The organism is Streptomyces sp. NPDC026301 (assembly GCF_055567935.1).
The window spans coordinates 350988-370749 of the sequence record NZ_JBVHPN010000004.1 but is presented as its reverse complement, the minus strand read 5'-3'; the positions used below and the strand labels follow the sequence as shown (position 1 = coordinate 370749).

Below are 19762 nucleotides of genomic sequence, written 5' to 3'. Positions count from 1 at the left end.
ATCCGGTGGCGTGCGGCACGGGCACTCCCTAGGACGGATTCTGGGATGCGGAAACGGACTTCCGGTTTCCGTGATCCGTCACTATGGCTGAGCCGCATGCCGCACAGAAGGGGTCGGTGTTACATCGAAGAAAATCTTGGAGCTTGCTCCAAGTAACCGACGGTACGACAGCCTGTTACCAAATCTGTCACCCCGCGCGGAGTGCGTTCCGCGCCGCGCGTGATCAGCGTGCTGCGGAGAGCATGATCATGCCTCCAGGTGGGCCTTGTCGCCCATCACCACGACGGGGTGCTGCGCGGGATCGATCGTGCGCAACAGGTACCGCATACCGGACTTGGGCAGGCTCACGCAGCCGGACGTACCACTGCCGTGGTCCATGTGCAGCCAGATGCCGCCCCCCTTGGACTCCCCCTCGGGCCGGGTCGGGTCGAGCGGCGAGACGCCCTTGGCGCGGTTGTAGTCGATGGCGATGACGTAGTCGAAGTCGTGCCGGGTCCGCTTCGCCCAGTACGAGGGCGGCGTGAAGGCAGCAGACGCGGTGTACGGCAGCTTCGCGCCCGGGTCGGGCAGCACGCCGCCCGCGTCCGAGAGCGTGTACACGCCGACCGGGCTGCGCTTGTCCCCCACGTGGTGGTGCAGCGTCCAGCCACGCTTGCCGTTGTGCGCCTCCCAACTACGCTCCCGGCTCCAGGTGCTGCCGGAGCCGCTGCCGGTGCTGGTACCGGAGTTCTCTCCGGCGTCCTTCGTATACAGCACGACGGTTGAGGTGGTGGCGTTCTCGCCGTTGCCGTAGACCGCGATCACCTGCCGGGAATCGGCAGGGATGCGGGACTGCAGCCCCTCACCCACGCCGGGTATGCGCGTCAGCCCCGTCGACGGCGTGGCGCCGGACTTCCCCGCGCGCCCGGCGGCTTCCTTGCCGTCCCCCTGGGCACCGCCACAACCCGCCACCAGGACCAGCCCCGCGGCGACCAGCACGGCCGCCTTACTTGTACTCCGCATGGTTCACATGGTCGCACTGTCCGACCCCGGCCCATCGGGCGAGGCGGCCCACCACGAACGGGCCGACGCCCTCCCGGACCGCACATCGTGGCCCGATTCATGCGTTCCGCCAGAAAAACAATTGAAAATCCCGGCCATTCCACGCCAACCTTCCATGGCTCTGCCCTGCTCCTGTCGCAGGCGCAAGCGGCACAGCCCTGCCCTGTTCCGCCGCGCCTGCCGCGCCCCGCGGGCTCCCGGCCACGCTCCTCCGGCCGGGGCTCCGTGCCCGGCCTCGTGCCCGGACTCCTGTCCGGGCCCCGCACCCGGGCTCCGTACCCGACGAAACTCTTGGACGTCATGCAGATTCGCGATCTACCGCATCCCGACCCGGGTGTCCCCGACGTCCGTTCCGGCGGCCGCTTCCTGGTCTGGCTCTACCGCCGGCAACTGGGCGGCCAGCTCAAGGCCACGGCCTGGGGGCTGGTGCACACCGGTGCTGTGGCCTCCTTCCCTGTGCCGGTGGGCATCGCCGTCCAGGCCGTCGCCGACCGTTCCGGCGCCGGACTGGCCCTGGCGGGCGGCCTGATGGTGGTCCTGGGCGTACTGGTCGCGGTCGGCGACACGATGCTGCACCGCGCTGCCGTCACCAACTGGATCACCGCCGTCGCCCGCATCCAGCAACTGCTCGCCCGCAAGACCGCGGAGTTGGGCTCCGCCCTGACCCGGCGGGTCGCGGCCGGCGAAGTGGTCGCCGTGAGCACCGGCGACCTGGAGAAGATCGGGTGGTTCGTCGAGGCCATCTCCCGCTTCTCGGCCGCCGCGCTCACCACGGTCGGCGTGTGCGTGGCCCTGGTGATCTACCAGCCCACGCTGGGCGTCGTGGTCGCGATCGGCGTACCGGTACTGGCGCTCGCCGTACTGCCGCTGCTGCCGCGCGCGACGCGCCGCGCCGACGAGCAGCGGGAAAAGGCCGGCCGCGCCACGGAACTGGCCTCCGACACCGTCGCGGGACTTCGTGTGCTGCGCGGCATCGGCGGCGAGGAGCTGTTCCTCGGCCGCTACCGCACCGCCTCCCAGGATGTCCGCAAGGCCGCCGTCCGCAGTGCCCGGATGTGGTCGCTGATCTCGGCCGTCCAGGTCGCGCTGCCGGGGCTGCTGCTGATCGTGGTCGTCTGGTACGGCGCGCGGCTGGCCCTGGACGGCCGCGTCGAGGTCGGCGCGCTGGTCACCATGTACAGCGCGGTCACCTTCCTGCTCTTTCCGCTGCGGCACTTCGAGGAGATCGCGCAGGCGTACTCCTTTTCCCGGCCGTCCGCGAAACGGACGGCCCGCGTCCTGGCCCTCAGCCGTCCGACCGACGGTCGCATCACGGACCACGCCCCGCTCCGGGGTGACCTCTACGACCCGGCCACCGGCCTGCTCGCCCCGGCCGGCCGTCTCACGGCGGTGGTCTGTGGCGACCCGGACGCGGCCGGCCGACTGGCGGAACGGCTGGGCGGACATCCGGCGAACGAACCGGAGGAAGGGGATGAGCGGGGCGAGCGCGCCGCGGACGGCGCGGGCAGCGTGGGCGACGCGGGCGACGCGGGCGACGCCAAGCGCGAGGACAGCGAGAAGGGCAGCGGGGAGGCCGCGGCGGACGCGGCCGTTCCCTCGCGCGTCGCTCTCCCTTCCGTGGAACTCGGCGGCACCCCCCTGGACGACGTACCGCGGGACGCCGCCCGCCAGGCGGTCCTGGTACAGGACAAAGACCCGGTACTGCTGTCCGGAACGCTGCACGAGCTGTTCGATGTGCCGTCCTCCGGCGCCGTCACCGCCGAACAGGCCCTGGCCGCCGCCCAGTGCGACGACGTACTGGCCGCGCTCGCCCAGTCCGGCACCGACGACTCGGGCGACCCGATGCACAGCCGCATCACCGAACGCGGCCGCTCCCTCTCCGGCGGTCAACGCCAACGGCTGGCGCTGGCCCGGTCGCTGGTCACCGACCCGGAGGTGCTGGTACTCGACGAGCCGACCAGCGCGGTCGACTCGCACACCGAGGCCCGGATCGCCGACGGTCTGCACGCCCTCCGCGACGGCCGCACCACGGTCGTCCTCACCTCCAGCCCGCTGGTACTGGACCGCGCGGACCAGGTGGTCTTCGTGCCCGACGGCAAGGTCACCGCGGTCGGCCCGCACCGCGACCTGCTCCGTACCTCCCCGGCCTACCACTCGGTCGTCACCCGCGAGACCGAGGAGGAACGTGTGCGGAAGCAGGCCGCCGACGCCTCCGTCCCGCGGGAAGATCCGCAGGAAGGTCCGTACGAGGGCCCGGGCACAGACCCGCGTGAAGGAGCGCAGGGCACCTCGCACGAAGCCCGGACGGACACCCCGCGGGACACGGAGCCCCTCACCCCACCGCACGCCCGCGTAGGCGCGCTCGACTCCATCGAGGAGACGGCATGATCGGCCTGGCGCCGCCGGAGCACGATCCGGAAGCCGCACGTACCACGACCATTCTCCCCGTCGGTTCCCCCGCGACCGTACGCAGCTACGCCGCGGGGCTGATCCGCCGTCACCGAAAAGCATTTGTCCTCCTCGTCACCGTCAATGCCGTCGCCGTCGTCGCTTCGATGGTCGGCCCGTATCTCCTTGGCGGCCTCGTGGAAGACCTCGCCGACGGCGCGCGCGGCCTGCATCTGGAGCGCACCATCGGGCTGTTCGCGCTCGCCCTGGTCATCCAGACGGTGTTCGTGCGGATGGTCCGGCTGCGCGGCGCGATGCTCGGCGAGCGGATGCTCGCGGACCTGCGCGAGGACTTCCTCGTACGGTCCGTCGGGCTGCCGCCCGGCGTGCTGGAGCGGGCCGGCACCGGCGACCTGCTGTCCCGGATCACCACGGACATCGACCGGCTGGCCAACGCGATGCGCGAGGCCGTGCCGCAGCTGTCCATCGGCGTGGTCTGGATCGGGCTGCTGGTCGGGGCGCTCGGCGTGACCGCCCCGGCGCTCGCCCTGTCCGTACTCGTCCCGCTGCCCCTGCTGATCGTGGGCTGCCGCTGGTACTTCAAACGCGCACCGAGCGCCTACCGTTCCGAGGCCGCCGGATACGCGGCGGTCTCCGCCGCGCTCACCGAGACGGTCGACGCGGGGCGCACCATCGAGGCGCACCGGCTCGGCGACCGCCGCATCCGGCTGTCGGAGCGGCGAGTCCGCGAGTGGACCCAGTGGGAGCGGTACACGCTCTACCTCCGCTCGGTCCTCTTCCCGGTGATCAACGCGACCCACACCCTCAACCTCGGTGCCGTCCTGATGCTCGGCGGTGTCTTCGTCCTGCAGGGCTGGATGACGCTCGGCCAACTGACGACGGGCGCGCTGCTCTCGCAGATGATGATCGAGCCGATCGGCATGATCCTGCGCTGGTACGACGAACTGCAGGTCGCCCAGGTGTCGATCGCGCGGCTCGTCGGCGTGCGGGAGATCGAGCCCGAGGCGGCCGACGAACGGATCACCCCCGACGGCCGGCACGTCCATGCCGACGGGGTGCGGTTCGGCTACCGCGCCGGCGTCGACGTCCTGCACGACGTCTCGCTGCGGGTACAGCCCGGCAGCCGCGTGGCACTCGTCGGTCCGTCGGGCGCGGGAAAGTCGACACTCGGCCGGCTCCTCGCGGGCATCTACGCACCGCGCAAGGGTGAGATCACCCTGGGCGGTGCCGAGCTGTCCCGGATGCCGGCGGAGCGAGTACGCGCCCACGTGGCGCTGGTCAACCAGGAGCACCACGTCTTCGTGGGCTCGCTGCGCGACAACCTGCTGCTGGCCCGCACGGGCGCCGACGACGCGGAGCTGTGGGCCGCGCTGGGCGCGGTGGACGCGGACGGCTGGGCACGCGGACTGGACGAAGGGCTGGACACGGAGGTCGGCTCCGGCGGCCACGCCTTGACTCCGGCGCAGGCCCAGCAGATCGCACTGGCGCGGCTCGTCCTGGCGGACCCGCACACGCTGGTCCTGGACGAGGCCACCTCGCTGCTGGATCCGCGGGCCGCTCGTCATCTGGAGCGCTCGCTGGGCAAGGTGCTGGACGGCCGTACCGTCGTCGCCATCGCCCACCGGCTGCACACCGCTCACGACGCGGACGTCATCGCCGTGGTCGAGGAAGGCCGCATCACCGAGCTCGGCAGTCACGACGCGCTGGTGTCCGCCGACGGCGCCTACGCCGCCCTCTGGCGCTCCTGGCACGCCTGATGCGCTCGCCCCGGCCGCGCTCTCCGGGGACCGACGACCTCCGGCGAGCGTGGCCGGGGAGCCCCGCTCGGGGGCGGCGGGACCACGCGTCCGGGCGTCAGACCGCTCGCTCGGGGCCCGTCGCCCTGGTCGGTCGGCCGGGACGGCTGGGCCGCCGGGGCCGGCCGGGTCGCCCGGACCGACCGGGTCGCTCGGGCCGGCTCGACCGGCTGGGCCGGCTCGGCCGGACAGGACGGCCGGGCCGTTCGGGCCTGCGGGGTCGGCCGGGCTGCACAGTACGGCTTGGCCTTTCGGGCCTTCGGGGTCGGCCGCGCCGCCCGGAGCCTCCGGGGCGCGGCGGGCTCCGGGAGTACCGAGGGCGCCAGAGGACCTCGGCGCGCCAGTGGTACTCAGTACTCCAGCGGCACTCAGTACGCCAGCGGTACTCGGTGCGCCCGGGGAGTCCGGGATGTCGCGGGCGACCGGTTCGCCGCGGGTGCCGGGCCCAAGGGCTACAGGAAGCCGAGGGCCGTCAGGCCGCCTATGCCGCCGAGGAGGGTGAAGATCGGCATCAGGACCTTCAGCTCCACCCAGCTGCCCGCACGGAAGCGCATGCCCTTCGGCGGACCGACCGCGTACCAGCGCTTGCGGCCTATCGGGATGGGCCACATGATCGGGCAGCCCGAGACGGTCAGGGCGTCGCCGATGTCGTGCACCAGCGCGCCCAGCACGATCGGCAGGCCCAGCCAGAGGTACTCCTGGCCCGGGTCCGTGAAGAGCCAGTGCGAGCCGTTCCCCGGCTGGTCCAGCACCCCGGCCAGAATCCACGCCGAGGCCGCGCCCAACAGCCACACCAGCACATCGCTGGAGACCCGCGCCGCTCGCCACAGCAGCCCTTCGATGGCGAGGACCATGTGCACGAAGAGAATGGCGAGCACCGCCCAGCGGCCACCCTGTACGGCCAGTACCGACATGCCCGCGCCGACGAGCACCGCCCACAGCCAGGTGTGGGTCAAGGTGCGGTGACCACCGGAACGGCGTGCGTCGCCCTTCATCCGAGTGGCTTTGTAGACGGCGTGGGAGATGTTGTCGACGATCTCGCACAGCCCCCGGGACAGCGGGCCGAAGGCACGCGAGATCGTGGCCGCCTTGTGGTCCAGGTCGGGGGCGAGGGCCGCACCGGCACAGATCAGCGCGCCGACGACGACCACCGGCCAGGGCATCGGGTGCCCCGCGGCGCCGGCCGCCGCGCCCACCCCCAGCCAGGCCGCGGCCCCGGACAGCGAGTGCGCCGGTCCCATCATGGTTGTTCCCCACCCCTTGTCGTCTTTGTTCTCGCCCCGGCGACGGGTGTTCGCGCGCCGGTGACGTGTGGTCGGCGACACAGCGTAGCGCCCGATGATCACCGCCGAACCCGCCGGTTCCCTCTTCCGGGGTGAAGGAAGGCAGTATGGGGGCGTGACCCTCATCGATCATCTGCCGAACGACGCCGACCCCGATGCCCTCTTCGAAGCCTTTTCGACCTGGGCCGAGCAGCAGGGCATCTCGCTCTACCCTGCCCAGGAAGAGGCAATGATCGAGGTGGTCTCGGGGGCGAACGTCATCCTGTCCACCCCCACCGGTTCCGGTAAGAGCCTCGTCGCGGCGGGCGCGCACTTCACCGCCCTGGCCAAGGACCAGGTCACCTTCTACACCGCCCCCATCAAGGCGCTGGTGTCCGAGAAGTTCTTCGACCTGTGCAAGCTCTTCGGCACCGAGAACGTCGGCATGCTCACCGGCGACGCCTCCGTCAACGCCGACGCACCCGTCATCTGCTGCACCGCCGAGGTGCTCGCCTCGATCGCGCTGCGGGACGGCAGGGACGCCGACGTCGGCCAGGTCGTCATGGACGAGTTCCACTTCTACGCCGAGCAGGACCGCGGCTGGGCCTGGCAGATTCCGCTGCTGGAACTGCCGCAGGCGCAGTTCATCCTGATGTCGGCGACGCTCGGCGACGTCTCGATGTTCGAGAAGGACCTGACCCGGCGTACGGGCAGGCCGACCTCGGTCGTCCGGTCCGCGACGCGTCCCGTGCCGCTGTCGTACGAATACCGCACGACACCGATGACGGAGACGCTGACCGAGCTGCTGGAGACGCACCAGGCGCCGGTCTACATCGTGCACTTCACGCAGGCCGCGGCCGTGGAACGGGCGCAGGCGCTGATGAGCATCAACATGTGCACGCGGGCCGAGAAGGACGAGATCGCCAAGCTGATCGGCAATTTCCGCTTCACCACCAAATTCGGGCAGAACCTCTCGCGGTACGTACGGCACGGAATCGGCGTGCACCACGCCGGGATGCTGCCCAAGTACCGGCGCTTGGTGGAGAAGCTGGCCCAGGCGGGTCTGCTGAAGGTGATCTGCGGGACGGACACGCTCGGCGTGGGCGTGAACGTGCCGATCCGCACCGTGCTCTTCACCGCGCTGACGAAGTACGACGGGACCCGGGTGCGCACCCTGCGGGCCCGTGAGTTCCACCAGATCGCGGGACGCGCCGGGCGGGCCGGTTTCGACACCGCGGGCTTTGTCGTCGCGCAGGCCCCCGAGCACGTCGTCGAGAACGAGAAGGCGCTCGCGAAGGCGGGTGACGATCCGAAGAAGCGCCGGAAGGTCGTCCGGAAGAAGGCGCCCGAGGGCTTCATCAACTGGGGTGAGAACACCTTCGAGAAGCTGATCGCCGCCGATCCGGAGCCGCTGACCTCCCGTTTCCGCGTCACCCACGCGATGCTGCTGTCCGTGATCGCCCGGCCCGGCAACGCCTTCGAGGCCATGCGCCGCCTGCTGGAGGACAACCACGAGTCGCGCAAGAACCAGCTGCGGCACATCCGGCGGGCCATCGCCATCTACCGTTCGCTGCTGGACGGCGGGATCGTGGAGCGGCTGGACGAGCCGGACGCCGAGGGCCGGATCGTGCGGCTCACCGTGGACCTGCAGCAGGACTTCGCTCTCAACCAGCCGCTGTCCACGTTCGCGCTGGCCGCATTCGACCTGCTGGACCCCGAGTCGCCGTCCTACGCGCTCGACATGGTCTCGGTCGTGGAGTCCACTTTGGACGACCCGCGGCAGATCCTGGCCGCGCAGCAGAACAAGGCCAAGGGCGAGGCGGTCGCCCAGATGAAGGCCGACGGCGTCGAGTACGAGGACCGCATGGAGCGCCTCATGGACGTCGAGTACCCCAAGCCGCTGGAGGAGCTGCTCTCCCACGCCTACGGCCTCTACCGGCACAGCCACCCCTGGGTCGGCGACCACCCGCTGTCGCCCAAGTCGGTCATCCGCGATATGTACGAGCGGGCCATGACCTTCACGGAGTTCGTCTCGTTCTACGAGCTGGCCCGGACCGAGGGCATCGTGCTGCGCTACCTCGCGAGCGCGTACAAGGCTCTGGACCACACGGTGCCCGACGACCTGAAGTCCGAGGACTTCGAGGACATCATCGCCTGGCTCGGCGAGATGGTCCGCCAGGTCGACTCCAGCCTCCTGGACGAGTGGGAACAGCTCGCCAACCCCGAGGCGGAGACGGCCGAGGAGGCCATGGAGCACGCGGACGAGGTCAAGCCGGTCACGACCAACGTCCGCGCCTTCCGGGTGCTCGTCCGCAACGCGATGTTCCGCCGGGTCGAGCTCGCGGCGCTGGACAAGGTCGAGGAGCTGGGCGAGCTGGACGCCGACTCCGGGTGGGACGAGGACGCCTGGGCGGACGCGATGGACGCCTACTGGGACGAGTACGAAGACCTGGGCACCGGCCCCGACGCGCGCGGCCCCAAGCTTCTGCAGATCGAGGAGGACACCGCGCACGGACTGTGGCGGGTCCGGCAGACGTTCGCCGACCCGAACGGCGACCATGACTGGGGCATCTCTGCCGAGGTGGATCTCGCCGCCTCGGACGAGGAGGGACGCGCGGTCGTGCGCGTCACCTCGGTGGGCCAGCTCTGACGATGGACACCTGCATGATTCCGACGGTGGGCGCCCGTCCGGTTCCGACCGGGGGCGCCTGCTCAGGGACCACCGTGGGTCTCGTGCCGGCCGAGCGCCTCTGCTCCGACTCCTCTCCGACACCGACGAAGGACGCCCGTAGATGACCAATCCGGCGGAAAAGCTGGTCGACCTGCTCGATCTGGAACAGATCGAGGTGAACATCTTCCGCGGCCGCAGCCCCCAGGAATCCCTGCAACGGGTCTTCGGCGGCCAGGTCGCCGGGCAGGCGCTGGTGGCCGCCGGGCGGACCACGGAAGGGCACCGGCCGGTCCACTCGCTGCACGCGTACTTCTTGCGGCCGGGCCGGCCCGGGGTGCCGATCGTGTACCAGGTCGAGCGGGTGCGTGACGGACGTTCCTTCACCACGCGCCGGGTCGTGGCCGTCCAGCAGGGGCGCACGATCTTCAATCTGACCGCCTCCTTTCACAAGCCCGAACCGGGCTTCGAGCATCAACTTCCGATCGGCCGAGTGGTGCCGGCTCCCGAGGACCTGCCGACGGTCACCGAGGAGGTACGCGAGCACCTCGGCGGACTGCCCGAGGCGCTGGAACGGATGGCCCGCCGCCAGCCCTTCGACATCCGCTACGTCGACCGCCTGCGGTGGAAGCCGGAGGAGATCGAGGGTGCGGAGCCGCGCAGCGCCGTGTGGATGCGAGCGGTCGGGCCGCTGGGTGACGACCCGCTCGTCCACACCTGCGCGCTGACGTACGCCAGCGACATGACGCTGCTGGATGCCGTGCGCATCCCGATCGAGCCGCTGTGGGGTCCGCGCGGATTCGACATGGCGTCTCTCGATCACGCGATGTGGTTCCACCGGCCGTTCCGCGCGGACGAGTGGTTCCTCTACGACCAGGAGTCGCCGATCGCCACCGGCGGCCGGGGGCTGGCCCGTGGCCGTATCTACGACCGCGAGGGCAGACTGCTCGTCTCGGTCGTCCAGGAAGGGCTCTTTCGCAAGCTGGGTGACTGAGGGCGAGAGCGGCCGGCGAAGCCGCGGCCGCGGCCGGGCGGGGGCGCACCGGGGCGATCGGTCGACGGTCGGGCCGGGGACGGTCCGGCCGCCTCGCCGACCCTTCCGGCCCGTCGCCGACCGAACAACGAGCCGGGCCTGTCGGCGCCGGACCTAGGCGGGGTGCCGCCGGTAGCTGCCGTCCTCGGCCGAGTGCGGGAGGGAGTCGGAGTCCCTGTCCGTGCGCGGATGAGACGTGCACGGCGCGCGGCTGCCTCGGGGGCGAGTACTCCTCCAGGGCTGTGGTGTGTGGCCACCTCTCCGCTCGGTACCTCGTCGGGGCTGGGGCTGTTGGGCGCGGTTGCCTCGTGGGACGGCGCCTCATCGGGGCCGTGGGGCGCGGCGACCTCGTCGCTCGGTGCCCGATCGGAACCGTTGGCAGAGCCGACTGTCGCAGGGCCCGTTGCCGTATAAGGCTCTGCCCCGTACGGCTCCTGAAGGCGGGATTCGTCGAAGTCCGGGCGCGAAGGGCCGATGCCGGGGCGGGAGAGAGTCGGTGCCGGGTGTTCCTGGCGGGCCGCGTCGAGCTGCCGGGAGAGGCTGATGCGGTACCACATCACCTCATCGAACTCCTCCGCCGTCTCGGCGCGTTCGACCGCCTCACGGGTGCGGGTCGTGTTCGCCCCGGCCGACGACAGGCGTGGCCTCAGCTTGCGCAGCCAGGCCCGCTCCGCCGGGTCACGTACCAGCGATGCCAGCTCCTCCGGCGGCAGTACGGCGGCGATCACGGCCGAGACCGCCCAGGAGCCGTCCGCCTCCTCCACGAGCTGGGCGACCCGTCGACTCCGCCACAGCCGGCCCCGCCAGTCCTGGCCGCGGGTCAGCAGCTCGCGCATCGGCGGCGGTGTGGGCCCGTGGATGAGGCTGCATTCCCTGCCCGCGAAAGCCTGGAGCTCCGCTGCCAGGTACTGCCACACGATCGCGCCGTAGCGGTTCACATAAAAGCGGACAGGGCCGAAGCAGCCCGCCCGGGCCAGACGCAGGAACCTGCCGGGGGCGATGCCCAGCAGTTCGGCGCCCTCCGTCGCGCCGACGACGCGGATCCGCTCACGCAGCGTTTCCGGGAATCCCTCTTCCTCCCGCAGCCGCTCGACCTCGGCCGCCGGCACCCGCCGCCGGCCGGGCGCGCCGCCCGGCCCCGGCAGGACCGTCATCACTTCTTCGAGCTGCGTGGCGAGCTCGAACTCGCCTGTTTTCAGCCCTAGTTCACGAGCCGCCCGCCCCATCGCGAGTGTCTCGGAACCCTCGTACATCGCGGTCATGTCGCACTCCCCCGCTACAGTCCAATCACTGACAGTCACGACTGTAGCCGCGGGGTGTGACAGCGGGTCAACCCCCGCCTCAGACCTGTGGATAACTTTCCGGCTGGCGCACCGCGACGCCGAGATGTTCCCCGACCCGGTTCACCAACAGCGTCATCTCGTACGCGATCTGCCCCAGGTCGGAGTCGGCCTCGGCCAGCACGCACAGGCAACTGCCGTCGCCCGCCGCCGTCACGAACAGCACCCCGTCGTCGAACTCGACCATGGTCTGCCGTACCCGGCCCGCCCGGAACTGCTGCCCGGAACCCTTGGCCAGACTGTGCAGTCCGGAGGCGACCGCGGCCAGGTGCTCGGCGTCCTCCCGCTCCAGCCCCTCGCTCGCTCCGGTGACCAAGCCGTCGTTGGAGAGCACGAGGGCGTGCCGCACCTGATCGACGCGTCGTGTCAGGTCGTCCAGCAGCCAGTCCAGTCCGCTGCTCAGTGCCATGCCCGCTTCCTCCCCGTAACACCGTGCTACCTACCGGTCGGCAGTGCCACGTGTCGCGCACCGCTGTGCCAGCCTCGCTCACCTCGGCGTTCTCGGCAAGCGGCCCGGCACGTCGGCCCGCGCCCTCCGACTCCTGGGACTCCGGATACAGCAGGATGGCTCCATGGCACGAAGGATGACCAAGGACGAGTGGCAGGCGTTCGTCTCCCACGGCACCCGCACGGGCAAGCTGGCGACCGTGCGGGCCGACGGCAGGCCGCATCTCGCGCCCGTGTGGTTCCTGCTGGACGGCGACGACGTGGTGTTCAACACCGGGAAAGAGACGGTGAAGGGCCGGAATCTGCTCCGGGACGGGCGGGTGGCGCTGTGCGTGGACGACGACCGGCCGCCGTTCGACTTCGTCGTGATCGAGGGACGGGCGCAGGTCAGCGAGGAACTGCCGGAGGTACGCGCGTGGGCGACCCGCATCGCCGCGCGGTACATGGGCGAAGAGCTGGCCGAGCAGTTCGGGGCGCGCAATGGCGTGCCCGGGGAGTTGCTCGTACGGGTCCATGTCGACAAGGCGCTGGCCATGGCGGAGATCGCGGCCTGACCTCGAGCGGGGCCGCGGGACCGCTGGACCTAGGGGCGACTCGCGGTGTCCAGTAGGCGGGCCGTGTGCATCCGCCCTGCGTGCTCGACCAGCCGGATCAGTACTTCCTTCCCGGAATCTCGGTCGCGCGCGTCGCACAGCAGCACAGGCGTACCGCCGTCCAGGTCCAGCGCCCGCGACACGTCGTCCGCGCCGTAGGAGCGCGTTCCGGGGAAGCAGTTGACGGCCACGAGGAACGGCACCCGGCGGTTCTCGAAGTAGTCCACCGCGGGGAAGCAGTCCGCCAGTCTGCGGGTGTCCGCGAGGACGACGGCGCCCAGGGCGCCTTCGGAGAGGTCGTCCCACAGGAACCAGAAGCGCTCCTGCCCGGGGGTTCCGAAGAGGTACAGCGACAGGCCCGATCTGATGGTGATCCGGCCGAAGTCCATGGCCACCGTGGTGGTGGTCTTGCCGTCCACACCGCGGGTGTCGTCGACCCCCTCCCCCACCTCGCTGAGGTACTCCTCGGTGCGCAACGGGCGGATCTCGCTGACCGAGCCGACCAGCGTCGTCTTGCCGACTCCGAAGCCGCCCGCTATCAGGATCTTCAAGGCCATCTCGGGCTCGTCCTGCACCGTTCCGGGGTGCACGGAATCCGCGGAAACCATCGGTACTGTCCTCCAGGAGGCGGTGTGCGCACTCGGGGCCAGTGCGCAGGTGAGGTTGACGCGTTCGTGGGTGCCGGGGCCCGGTCACACCGGTGCCGGCCGATGTGACCGGAGCGGTCCGGTGGCCCGATGTGCGGTGCTCGGGACGTACGGTCAGGACCGTAATCCCTCTCGCGTCACAATCGGGGGCGATTCGGTGAACTGGATCACCGCCGTGGCGCACGGCCGTGGACCGGTGCGGGCGGACCTGCGGCCCTGCCGACGTGGTGTACCACCGGCGGTCCTGGGGCATCACGCACCGCCTGCGCCTCTCATGTGGTGAAGCGCGGTGGGGTACGCAGGTGTTCGCCCACGCGCCGGACGAGCCGGGCCATCTCGTAGGCGATCATCCCGATGTCGGCCACCGCCGTACTGAGCACCGCCAGACACGAACCGTCCCCGGCCGCGGAGACGAACAAGACGCCGTTGTCCATCTCCACCACCGTCTGGCGCACTCTGCCCGAGCAGAAGTGGCGCCCGGTGCCCTTGGCCAGGCTGTGGAATCCCGAGGCCACGGCCGCCAGGTGGTCGGCGTCCTCCCGGGGGAGCGAGCCCGAGGCCCCGGTCACCAGGCCGTCGCCGGAGAGCACCACGGCGTGCCGGACCTCCGGCACCCGGGCGGCCAGATCGTCCAGCAGCCAGTCGAGGCCGCTCCGGGGACGCGACGGTGTGCCGCTCGCTCGTTCCTCGTGCATCAGGGTTCTCCCTTCGTGGAGCCGCGGGCCCAGCCGTGGCGGTAGGCGGTCATACGGGTGCGTGCCTGTTCCGGGCTGAGCGTGGGCTCCTCCTCGGGCGGCGTGTCCGCCTCGGCAGGGGGCGAGTCGCGCAGCTGAACGGCGAGGCTGCGCTGCGGTATGCGGCGCGGGAGCCCGTCCAGGCCGTCGGGCTGTGCCCCGCCATCGGGCGAGGCCGTTACGGCTGCGTCTGCCGAGGGCTCCAGTGCGCGGCCGGTCCGGCGTTCGAGGTGCGCGCGTACCCGCTCCAGTGGCACATCCCGGGGCGGGCGGGCCGGCGCGCTCCGTACTGGGGGCGTGGCCTCGTGCACCAGCGCGTTCGGCAGAAGTACCACCGCCGTCGTGCCTCCGTATGCCGAGGCGCGCAGGACGACGCGTACGCCGTGCCGGGCCGCCAGCCGGCTGACCACGAAGAACCCCAGTCGGTCGGCGTCAAACGGGTCGAGCGAGGCGGCCTGCTCGATGCGCCGGTTGGCTTCGTCCCGTGCCGCTTCCTCCATGCCCAGCCCACGGTCCTCGATCTCCAGCACGTGCCCGGTGCCGACCTGTTCTCCCTGGACCCGCACCTTGGTGTGCGGCGGTGAGAACTGTGCGGCGTTCTCGATGAGCTCGGCCAGTAGGTGGGTGAGCTCCGCGACCGCGTCACCCGGGATCACGCCCGCGGGGAGGCGCCGCACCTCGATGCGCGCGTAGTCCTCGATCTCCGAAACCGCCGCGCGCACCACGCCCGTGAGCGGCACCGGTGACCGCCAGGCGCGTCCGGGAGCCGCGTCCGAGAGGATGAGCAGGCTCTCGGCATGGCGCCTCATACGGGTGGTGAGGTGGTCGAGCCGGAACAGGTCGCCGAGTTCGGCCGGGCCCTGGGAGCGGCGTTCCATGCTGTCCAGGAGGGCGAGCTGGCGGTGGAGGAGGACCTGGCTGCGGCGGGCGAGGTTCACGCAGACGCCGCTGATGCCGTCGGCCGGTCCGGCCCGCTCCGCGACCGCGTCCAGCGCTGCCCGGTGCACGCTGTCCAGGGCAGCGCGGACCTGTGTGATCTCGTCAGCGGCGGTCGGTGTCTCGTGGGCGGTGGGCGGTGCTTCATGGGCGGTGGAGGTGTCGGCCTGTCGGCCGGCACGCGCTTCGTGCAGCGCTTCGGGGAGTTCGTGCCGGGCGATGCCGAGCGCACCGTCACGCAGGGCGGTGAGTTCCGTGGCCAGTCGGCGGCCGATCCGTACGGCGACGACCAGGGAGAGCACGAGGGCGACGAACCCGAGGCCGACAGCCGCTGCGGAGAACGGCGAGAACCCGTACACGAGCGGGCCAGGGCGGCGTGCGGTGTCGGCGGCCACGTCCTTCTCGATGCCCCGCAGTCCGCGCCGCAGATCCTCGTACGAGGGCCGCCAGCGGGCTCCTGGGGCCGCCTGTGCCGCGTCGCGGCCGGGGGCGGCGGCGCTCACCGCGCTCTCCATGGCGCGGACGTCCGCGTGAGCGAGGCCAGTGGCGAGTGTGCGCCAGGGTGCGTCCACGGATGTCGGCAGGTTCTCGGTGGCGATGCGTTCCATGAGGCGCCGCGCCGCGACGGTACCGGTGAACGACCGCTGCCGGTCCTTGTCCAGCGTTCCCGTGAGGTCGGCGGCGGTGAGGTCGGCGTCCTCCTGGGCGAGCAGCTCACAGGCGCGGCCCAGTTCCCCGAGGAGCCGTGTGCCGTTCGCCGGGCCGTTCAGCGCTCCGTTGACGGTGAAGGCCGAGGCGATGGCCGCCGTGTAGGGACCGGATGCCTGCTGCCAGGTGAGGGAGCGCTCCATCGTCAGCCGGCGCTGTTTCGGCAGGGCATCGAGTGCGGTGGCGAGATCCGTCAGATGGCCGACCGTGCGGTCCGGGAGCCCCGCGCTCTCGGGCGCCGTGTGCCGGCCGTCCAGCCGCAACCTGGTGGCGGTCTTCGCCGTCTCCCTGGCCCGCGCTCCGAAGGCGTTCTCGCGCGCCTGAGTGGGGTCCGCCAAGTACGCGACGGCGGCTCGGCGTTCCTCCTGGAGGGCCCGCACCACTTTGTGCACGGGCGCGCGGACGTCGTCCTCGATGCGCTGCGCCTGACGCGCTGCCGCGGCGTCCTGCACGGCGGTGACGGTCTCCGAGCCCCAGAGGGCGAGCAGGGCCACGACGGGGACCGCGAGCACGCAGCTGATGCGGGCGCGCACCGTACGGGGGCGGAGGGTACGGCCGCCCCGTACGGCGTGCGCTCCACGGCCCCGTGGGCCCGACGAAATCGGGCTTTCGGGGCCGGGAAGACGATCCGGGTGTCCCATGGCCACGGGACGCTAGCCGCGTCAGGGCCGCCCCCCGGGCGTACAGTCCGGAAGTGCTGGCAATTGGCGGCGCCGTGCCGACGCCCGACCGGCCTACGCCCGAACCTGTGCGCCCTACGGGTGTTCCGGTCGTTGCGGGATCAAAGCCGTACACGGCCCGGCCGATGGGGGATCATGTCGTCACCATGAACGAATTCAGCGACAGCACCCCTGCCGAAAGCTTCTCTGCCGACGGCGCCGGTCGCCGCGACCGGGCCGGCCACCGGCCGCACGACGTGCGGGAGTTCTTCGGGCAGCGGGCACGGCACTGGGACACCCGTTTTCCCGACGACGGGCCGGCGTACGCGGCAGGCGTCGCGGAGCTGGGCCTGCGGGCGGGCGATCGCGTACTGGACGCCGGATGCGGCACCGGACGGGCGCTGCCCGCGCTGCGCGCCGCCGTGGGGCCGTCCGGCACGGTGTTCGGGGCCGATCTCACGCCGGAGATGCTGGAGGAGGCCGTACGGGCCGGGCGGGGCGCCGAGGCGGCCCTGCTGCTCGCGGACGTCTCCGCGCTGCCGGTGCGGGACGGCGCCCTGGACGCGGTCTTCGCGGCCGGGCTGATCTCCCACCTCGCCGACCCACCGCACGACCTCGCCGAACTGGCCAGGGTCGTACGGCCCGGAGGGCGGCTGGCGCTCTTCCACCCGATCGGCCGGGCCGCCCTCGCAGCCCGTAAGGGGCGACCGCTCACCCCGGACGACCTACGGGCGGAGCCGAACCTCCGGCCGATGCTGGCACGCAGCGGCTGGGACCTGGTCCAGTACATGGACGAGGACGCGCGCTATCTGGCGCTGGCCGTGCGCGGAGGGTGACCGTACGTCAACGGCGGCTCGATTTCGCCGCGCCGTCGGCGTGCGGCACCGGACAGCCCGCGCCGCCCTGCCGGCCCTTGGGGAAGGTGCCGAGGTCGGCGATGCGGTAACCGTTCGGGTAGCCCTTGATCTCCGGGTTCTGACGGGCGTAGTGAGGTGTGCGACGCGGCGGCAGCAGGCGGACGGCCTTGGCGCGCAGCCGCAGCGCGCCGCGTACGGCGGCCTGTACTGCCGGGCGCGGCCGGTCGTAGCGGAACGCGTCCAGCAGCGCGTCGTCCAGGAGGGCCTTGCTCCCGGCGCGCACTACGGGGGCCAGCGGTCCGTACCACCCGGCCATCAGGTCGAGCGAGGCGTCCGAGACGCGCCTGCCGCCCTCATCCCAGCCGAAGTGCTCGTGTTCGTAGTCGTCCAGGTAGCGTTCGAATTCCTGGTAGGTCCGGGGCACGTCGGTGATACCCATGTGCTCGCCGAGCGTCCTGTAGTAGGCCGCCATCGCGCGCTTCTCGTGCTCGCTCAACCGCCGCCAGCCGTACTGATCGATCCAGCGCTTCGGTACGACCACGAACGTGCACAGCACATAACGCATGTCGTCGTTGCTGATGTCGTAGCTGCGGTGCATCTGATTGATGCGCCGGATGGCCGTGCGGCCGTCCTCGGTCTCAAAGCCGTGCTCGACGACCGAGTCCAGAAGGAGCGCGGTGTCGTCGTAGCGCTTTTGCGTACGCTCCGTCAGCTCCGCGGTCTCCGCGAGCAGACGGCCGATGCTGGGCACCGCATACGTACGGTAAAGGGCGAGTTCAAGCGCTCTGGTGATGTCCCATGGGAACTCGTGCGTCACCGTGATGCGGAAGATCCGCAGGAAGTCGCGCTCAGGATCCAGCCGCTGAATCTCCTTGAGGAAGTCGTAACGCCCCACGAGAACACCGTCCCTTTCGTCGCCGAAGGTCCAACCCTACGGGGAGAGGGGAGACTTGAAAGGCGCCATACGCTTCTCTACCGGCATGGAGGAATGATGACCGACCTCCTTCGCAGACTCCGGCTCCGTCTCGCCCATGGCCTGTTCGGACCGCGGCCACCACGTCCGGAGCGGGAGCCGGCAAGGAAGGGCGCGCACAACCTCTTCGAGGCCGCGGCCACGCATGTGGCAGCGTGCGCCGAAGGGGACGAGGACCGCGGCGCCGAGGCCGCGGACTGGGTGTCCCCTGAAGCACTCGCCTTCGGCATCAACGAACTGGCGTGCCGGGCGCTGATCGCGCTGGCGCGGGAGCGCCGCCAGTCGCCGCAGGAAGTGGCCAGGGACCTGCTGAGCCTGCCGGCTGCCTGAGCCGCGCCGGATTCACCGGGAGCGGGCACACGGGCCGTGACAATCGCCTGTCCGGCCAATTAAGGTGCGCCGACGACGTGATCTGTGCGGTCGGCACCTGCCCCGGCCGCGAACGAGTGGGAGGCCCAGTGTCCGCGACGGAGGGCGCCGTCGGCGACGGCAGCTACGTCGGCGAGGTCGATGACGACCAGCTGTTCGTACTGACCGCGGTGCTGCTGACGCCGGGGCAGTTCCCGAGCGTGCTCGGTGACGACTATCCAGAGGTCTGCGCCAAGCTGCGCCTGGAGCCGTACGAGGAGGGCTACGGGCTCGTGCTCGGCCAGGACGGCCGGGGCGCGCGCTGGACCGTCGCGACCGAGGACGTCTCGCTGGTCGCCTGCGCGATAGCCGCCTGGGACTGCGGTATGGAGTACGACCTCTCCCCCGACGAGCACAGCATCGTCGCGGCCCTGCCGGGCTGGCCGCTCGCGCTCGCGGTGGCGGCGCCCGGGGTGCCGGCACCGCACGACCCGGCGCCCGAGGAGGGCGATCCGGAGCCGCTGACGCCTCCGGACGCGCTGGAGTGGGGTCCGGCCCAACGGCGCCTCGGAGCGGACGAGATCGCCCTGCAGTGGGCGGTGTGGCGCGAGCAGGTCGAGGGCGAGGTCACGTTCGTCGATCCCGGCGCCAAGCCGCACGCGGGGGTGCGGCGGGTGCTGGACGAGGCGCGTGAGTACGTGCGACAGCCTCCGCCGCCGGGGCGGGTGCGTTCGTCCTTCGCCGCCGGTGAGGCGCGCACCCTGCGCGTGGACGGGCCGGGCTGGAGCCTCGTCGCCCGGACCGACGACATCGCCTTCGTCCTGCTCGACGACGAGCCGGGCGAGGTCCTTCCCGTGGGCCGTGGTCCGGAGCTTCCCGGGCTGCTGGAGTCGCTGGACGCGATGGCGGCCCGGCCGGCCTGAGGCAGCGCACCGCGCGCGGTGGCGTCACGGCCGCGCCGCGGCCGCGGTGGCGCCGCGCACCGGTCACCCGGGCGCCGACCGCACCGGCGCGGCGTCCGGGGTACTCAGCGGCCCAGCTCCTTGCGGGTGACGCGGCGCAGCCGCCGCCGCTGCGAGGGGTCCAGCGTCAGATACGCGATCGCGGGCACCCCGATCATGACCAGCAGCGCCGCCCAGAACGGCAGCAGCCACAGCAGGATCACGCCTGCCGCCACGCCGCCGACGGCGACCTTCGCACGTGTGGACATCCTTCACGCCCTTTCCGCGGCGGATGCCGCGTTCGTTGTCTTCCATTGAACGCCGAATCGGCGCCGGAGGTTCCACGCCGGCACGGATCGTGTTGTACCCT

The 19762-nt window shown here is 71.4% G+C and carries 17 protein-coding genes; 8 read left to right on the top strand and 9 right to left on the bottom strand.

All coding sequences use genetic code 11. The annotated features are described in order from the left end of the window. Positions 1 to 246 precede the first annotated feature (246 nt). A complete protein-coding gene (locus ACZ4MH_RS09545; RefSeq protein WP_351588769.1) occupies positions 247 to 1002 on the bottom strand; it encodes a L,D-transpeptidase family protein in 756 nt (251 codons plus the stop codon). Between the two features lie 339 nt (positions 1003 to 1341). Here ACZ4MH_RS09545 and ACZ4MH_RS09540 point away from each other — a divergent pair, with 339 nt between their 5' ends. Together ACZ4MH_RS09540 and ACZ4MH_RS09535 are read left to right on the top strand one after the other, a co-directional pair. Next, positions 1342 to 3429: an ABC transporter ATP-binding protein gene (locus ACZ4MH_RS09540; protein WP_351588766.1), complete on the top strand. Its 2088-nt coding sequence runs from the start codon at positions 1342 to 1344 to the stop codon at positions 3427 to 3429. Further along, the gene (locus ACZ4MH_RS09535) at positions 3426 to 5207 is read left to right on the top strand and encodes an ABC transporter ATP-binding protein (RefSeq protein ID WP_351588763.1); all 1782 of its coding nucleotides are present in this window, start codon (positions 3426 to 3428) and stop codon (positions 5205 to 5207) included. The genes ACZ4MH_RS09540 and ACZ4MH_RS09535 overlap by 4 nt, the downstream gene beginning before the upstream one ends. 491 nt (positions 5208 to 5698) lie before the next feature. Here ACZ4MH_RS09535 and ACZ4MH_RS09530 read toward each other — a convergent pair whose 3' ends face one another. After that, a complete protein-coding gene (locus tag ACZ4MH_RS09530) occupies positions 5699 to 6490 on the bottom strand; it encodes a metal-dependent hydrolase (RefSeq protein ID WP_351588760.1) in 792 nt (263 codons plus the stop codon). 154 nt (positions 6491 to 6644) lie between these two features. Between ACZ4MH_RS09530 and ACZ4MH_RS09525 the strand changes: the two genes are divergently transcribed. Together ACZ4MH_RS09525 and ACZ4MH_RS09520 are read left to right on the top strand one after the other, a co-directional pair. Beyond that, positions 6645 to 9158 carry a DEAD/DEAH box helicase gene (locus ACZ4MH_RS09525; RefSeq protein ID WP_351588757.1) on the top strand — a complete coding sequence of 838 codons (2514 nt, stop codon included), beginning with the start codon at positions 6645 to 6647 and terminating at the stop codon, positions 9156 to 9158. Positions 9159 to 9300: 142 nt separating this feature from the next. Further along, positions 9301 to 10170, top strand: a complete 870-nt coding sequence (locus ACZ4MH_RS09520; RefSeq protein WP_351588754.1) for an acyl-CoA thioesterase — start codon at positions 9301 to 9303, stop codon at positions 10168 to 10170. Here ACZ4MH_RS09520 and ACZ4MH_RS09515 read toward each other — a convergent pair. Together ACZ4MH_RS09515 and ACZ4MH_RS09510 are read right to left on the bottom strand one after the other, a co-directional pair. Further along, positions 10101 to 11471, bottom strand: coding sequence for a DUF6397 family protein (locus tag ACZ4MH_RS09515; RefSeq protein WP_351588751.1), 1371 nt, complete (start codon positions 11469 to 11471; stop codon positions 10101 to 10103). The genes ACZ4MH_RS09520 and ACZ4MH_RS09515 overlap by 70 nt on opposite strands. A gap of 79 nt (positions 11472 to 11550) precedes the next feature. Further along, positions 11551 to 11958, bottom strand: a complete 408-nt coding sequence (locus ACZ4MH_RS09510; protein ID WP_351588748.1) for a roadblock/LC7 domain-containing protein — start codon at positions 11956 to 11958, stop codon at positions 11551 to 11553. A 163-nt stretch (positions 11959 to 12121) separates the two neighbouring features. Between ACZ4MH_RS09510 and ACZ4MH_RS09505 the strand changes: the two genes are divergently transcribed. Continuing rightward, positions 12122 to 12550, top strand: a complete 429-nt coding sequence (locus ACZ4MH_RS09505; protein ID WP_351588745.1) for a PPOX class F420-dependent oxidoreductase — start codon at positions 12122 to 12124, stop codon at positions 12548 to 12550. A 29-nt stretch (positions 12551 to 12579) separates the two neighbouring features. On the opposite strand, the gene ACZ4MH_RS09500 is transcribed toward ACZ4MH_RS09505, so the two are convergent. From ACZ4MH_RS09500 to ACZ4MH_RS09490, 3 genes are all read right to left on the bottom strand, one after another. Then, positions 12580 to 13197, bottom strand: a complete 618-nt coding sequence (locus ACZ4MH_RS09500; protein WP_351588742.1) for a GTP-binding protein — start codon at positions 13195 to 13197, stop codon at positions 12580 to 12582. A gap of 311 nt (positions 13198 to 13508) precedes the next feature. After that, complete coding sequence (locus tag ACZ4MH_RS09495) at positions 13509 to 13931, bottom strand: roadblock/LC7 domain-containing protein (protein ID WP_351588740.1); 423 nt, start codon at positions 13929 to 13931, stop codon at positions 13509 to 13511. Further along, positions 13931 to 16147, bottom strand: a complete 2217-nt coding sequence (locus ACZ4MH_RS09490; RefSeq protein WP_351588737.1) for a sensor histidine kinase — start codon at positions 16145 to 16147, stop codon at positions 13931 to 13933. The genes ACZ4MH_RS09495 and ACZ4MH_RS09490 overlap by 1 nt, the downstream gene beginning before the upstream one ends. 293 nt (positions 16148 to 16440) lie before the next feature. On the opposite strand from ACZ4MH_RS09490, the gene ACZ4MH_RS09485 reads away from it, so the two are divergent. Continuing rightward, positions 16441 to 17109, top strand: a complete 669-nt coding sequence (locus ACZ4MH_RS09485) for a class I SAM-dependent methyltransferase (RefSeq protein ID WP_351588734.1) — start codon at positions 16441 to 16443, stop codon at positions 17107 to 17109. Between the two features lie 7 nt (positions 17110 to 17116). Here ACZ4MH_RS09485 and ACZ4MH_RS09480 read toward each other — a convergent pair whose 3' ends face one another. Then, a complete protein-coding gene (locus ACZ4MH_RS09480; protein ID WP_351588731.1) occupies positions 17117 to 18025 on the bottom strand; it encodes an oxygenase MpaB family protein in 909 nt (302 codons plus the stop codon). Positions 18026 to 18121: 96 nt separating this feature from the next. Here ACZ4MH_RS09480 and ACZ4MH_RS09475 point away from each other — a divergent pair, with 96 nt between their 5' ends. Next, positions 18122 to 18433, top strand: coding sequence for a hypothetical protein (locus ACZ4MH_RS09475; protein ID WP_351588728.1), 312 nt, complete (start codon positions 18122 to 18124; stop codon positions 18431 to 18433). A 128-nt stretch (positions 18434 to 18561) separates the two neighbouring features. Beyond that, entirely contained in the window at positions 18562 to 19374 is an 813-nt protein-coding gene (locus ACZ4MH_RS09470; RefSeq protein ID WP_351588725.1) for a hypothetical protein, read from the top strand. 104 nt (positions 19375 to 19478) lie between these two features. Here the strand turns inward: ACZ4MH_RS09470 and ACZ4MH_RS09465 are convergent, their stop codons facing one another. Then, complete coding sequence (locus ACZ4MH_RS09465; RefSeq protein ID WP_030612121.1) at positions 19479 to 19661, bottom strand: hypothetical protein; 183 nt, start codon at positions 19659 to 19661, stop codon at positions 19479 to 19481. Positions 19662 to 19762: the final 101 nt, after the last annotated feature.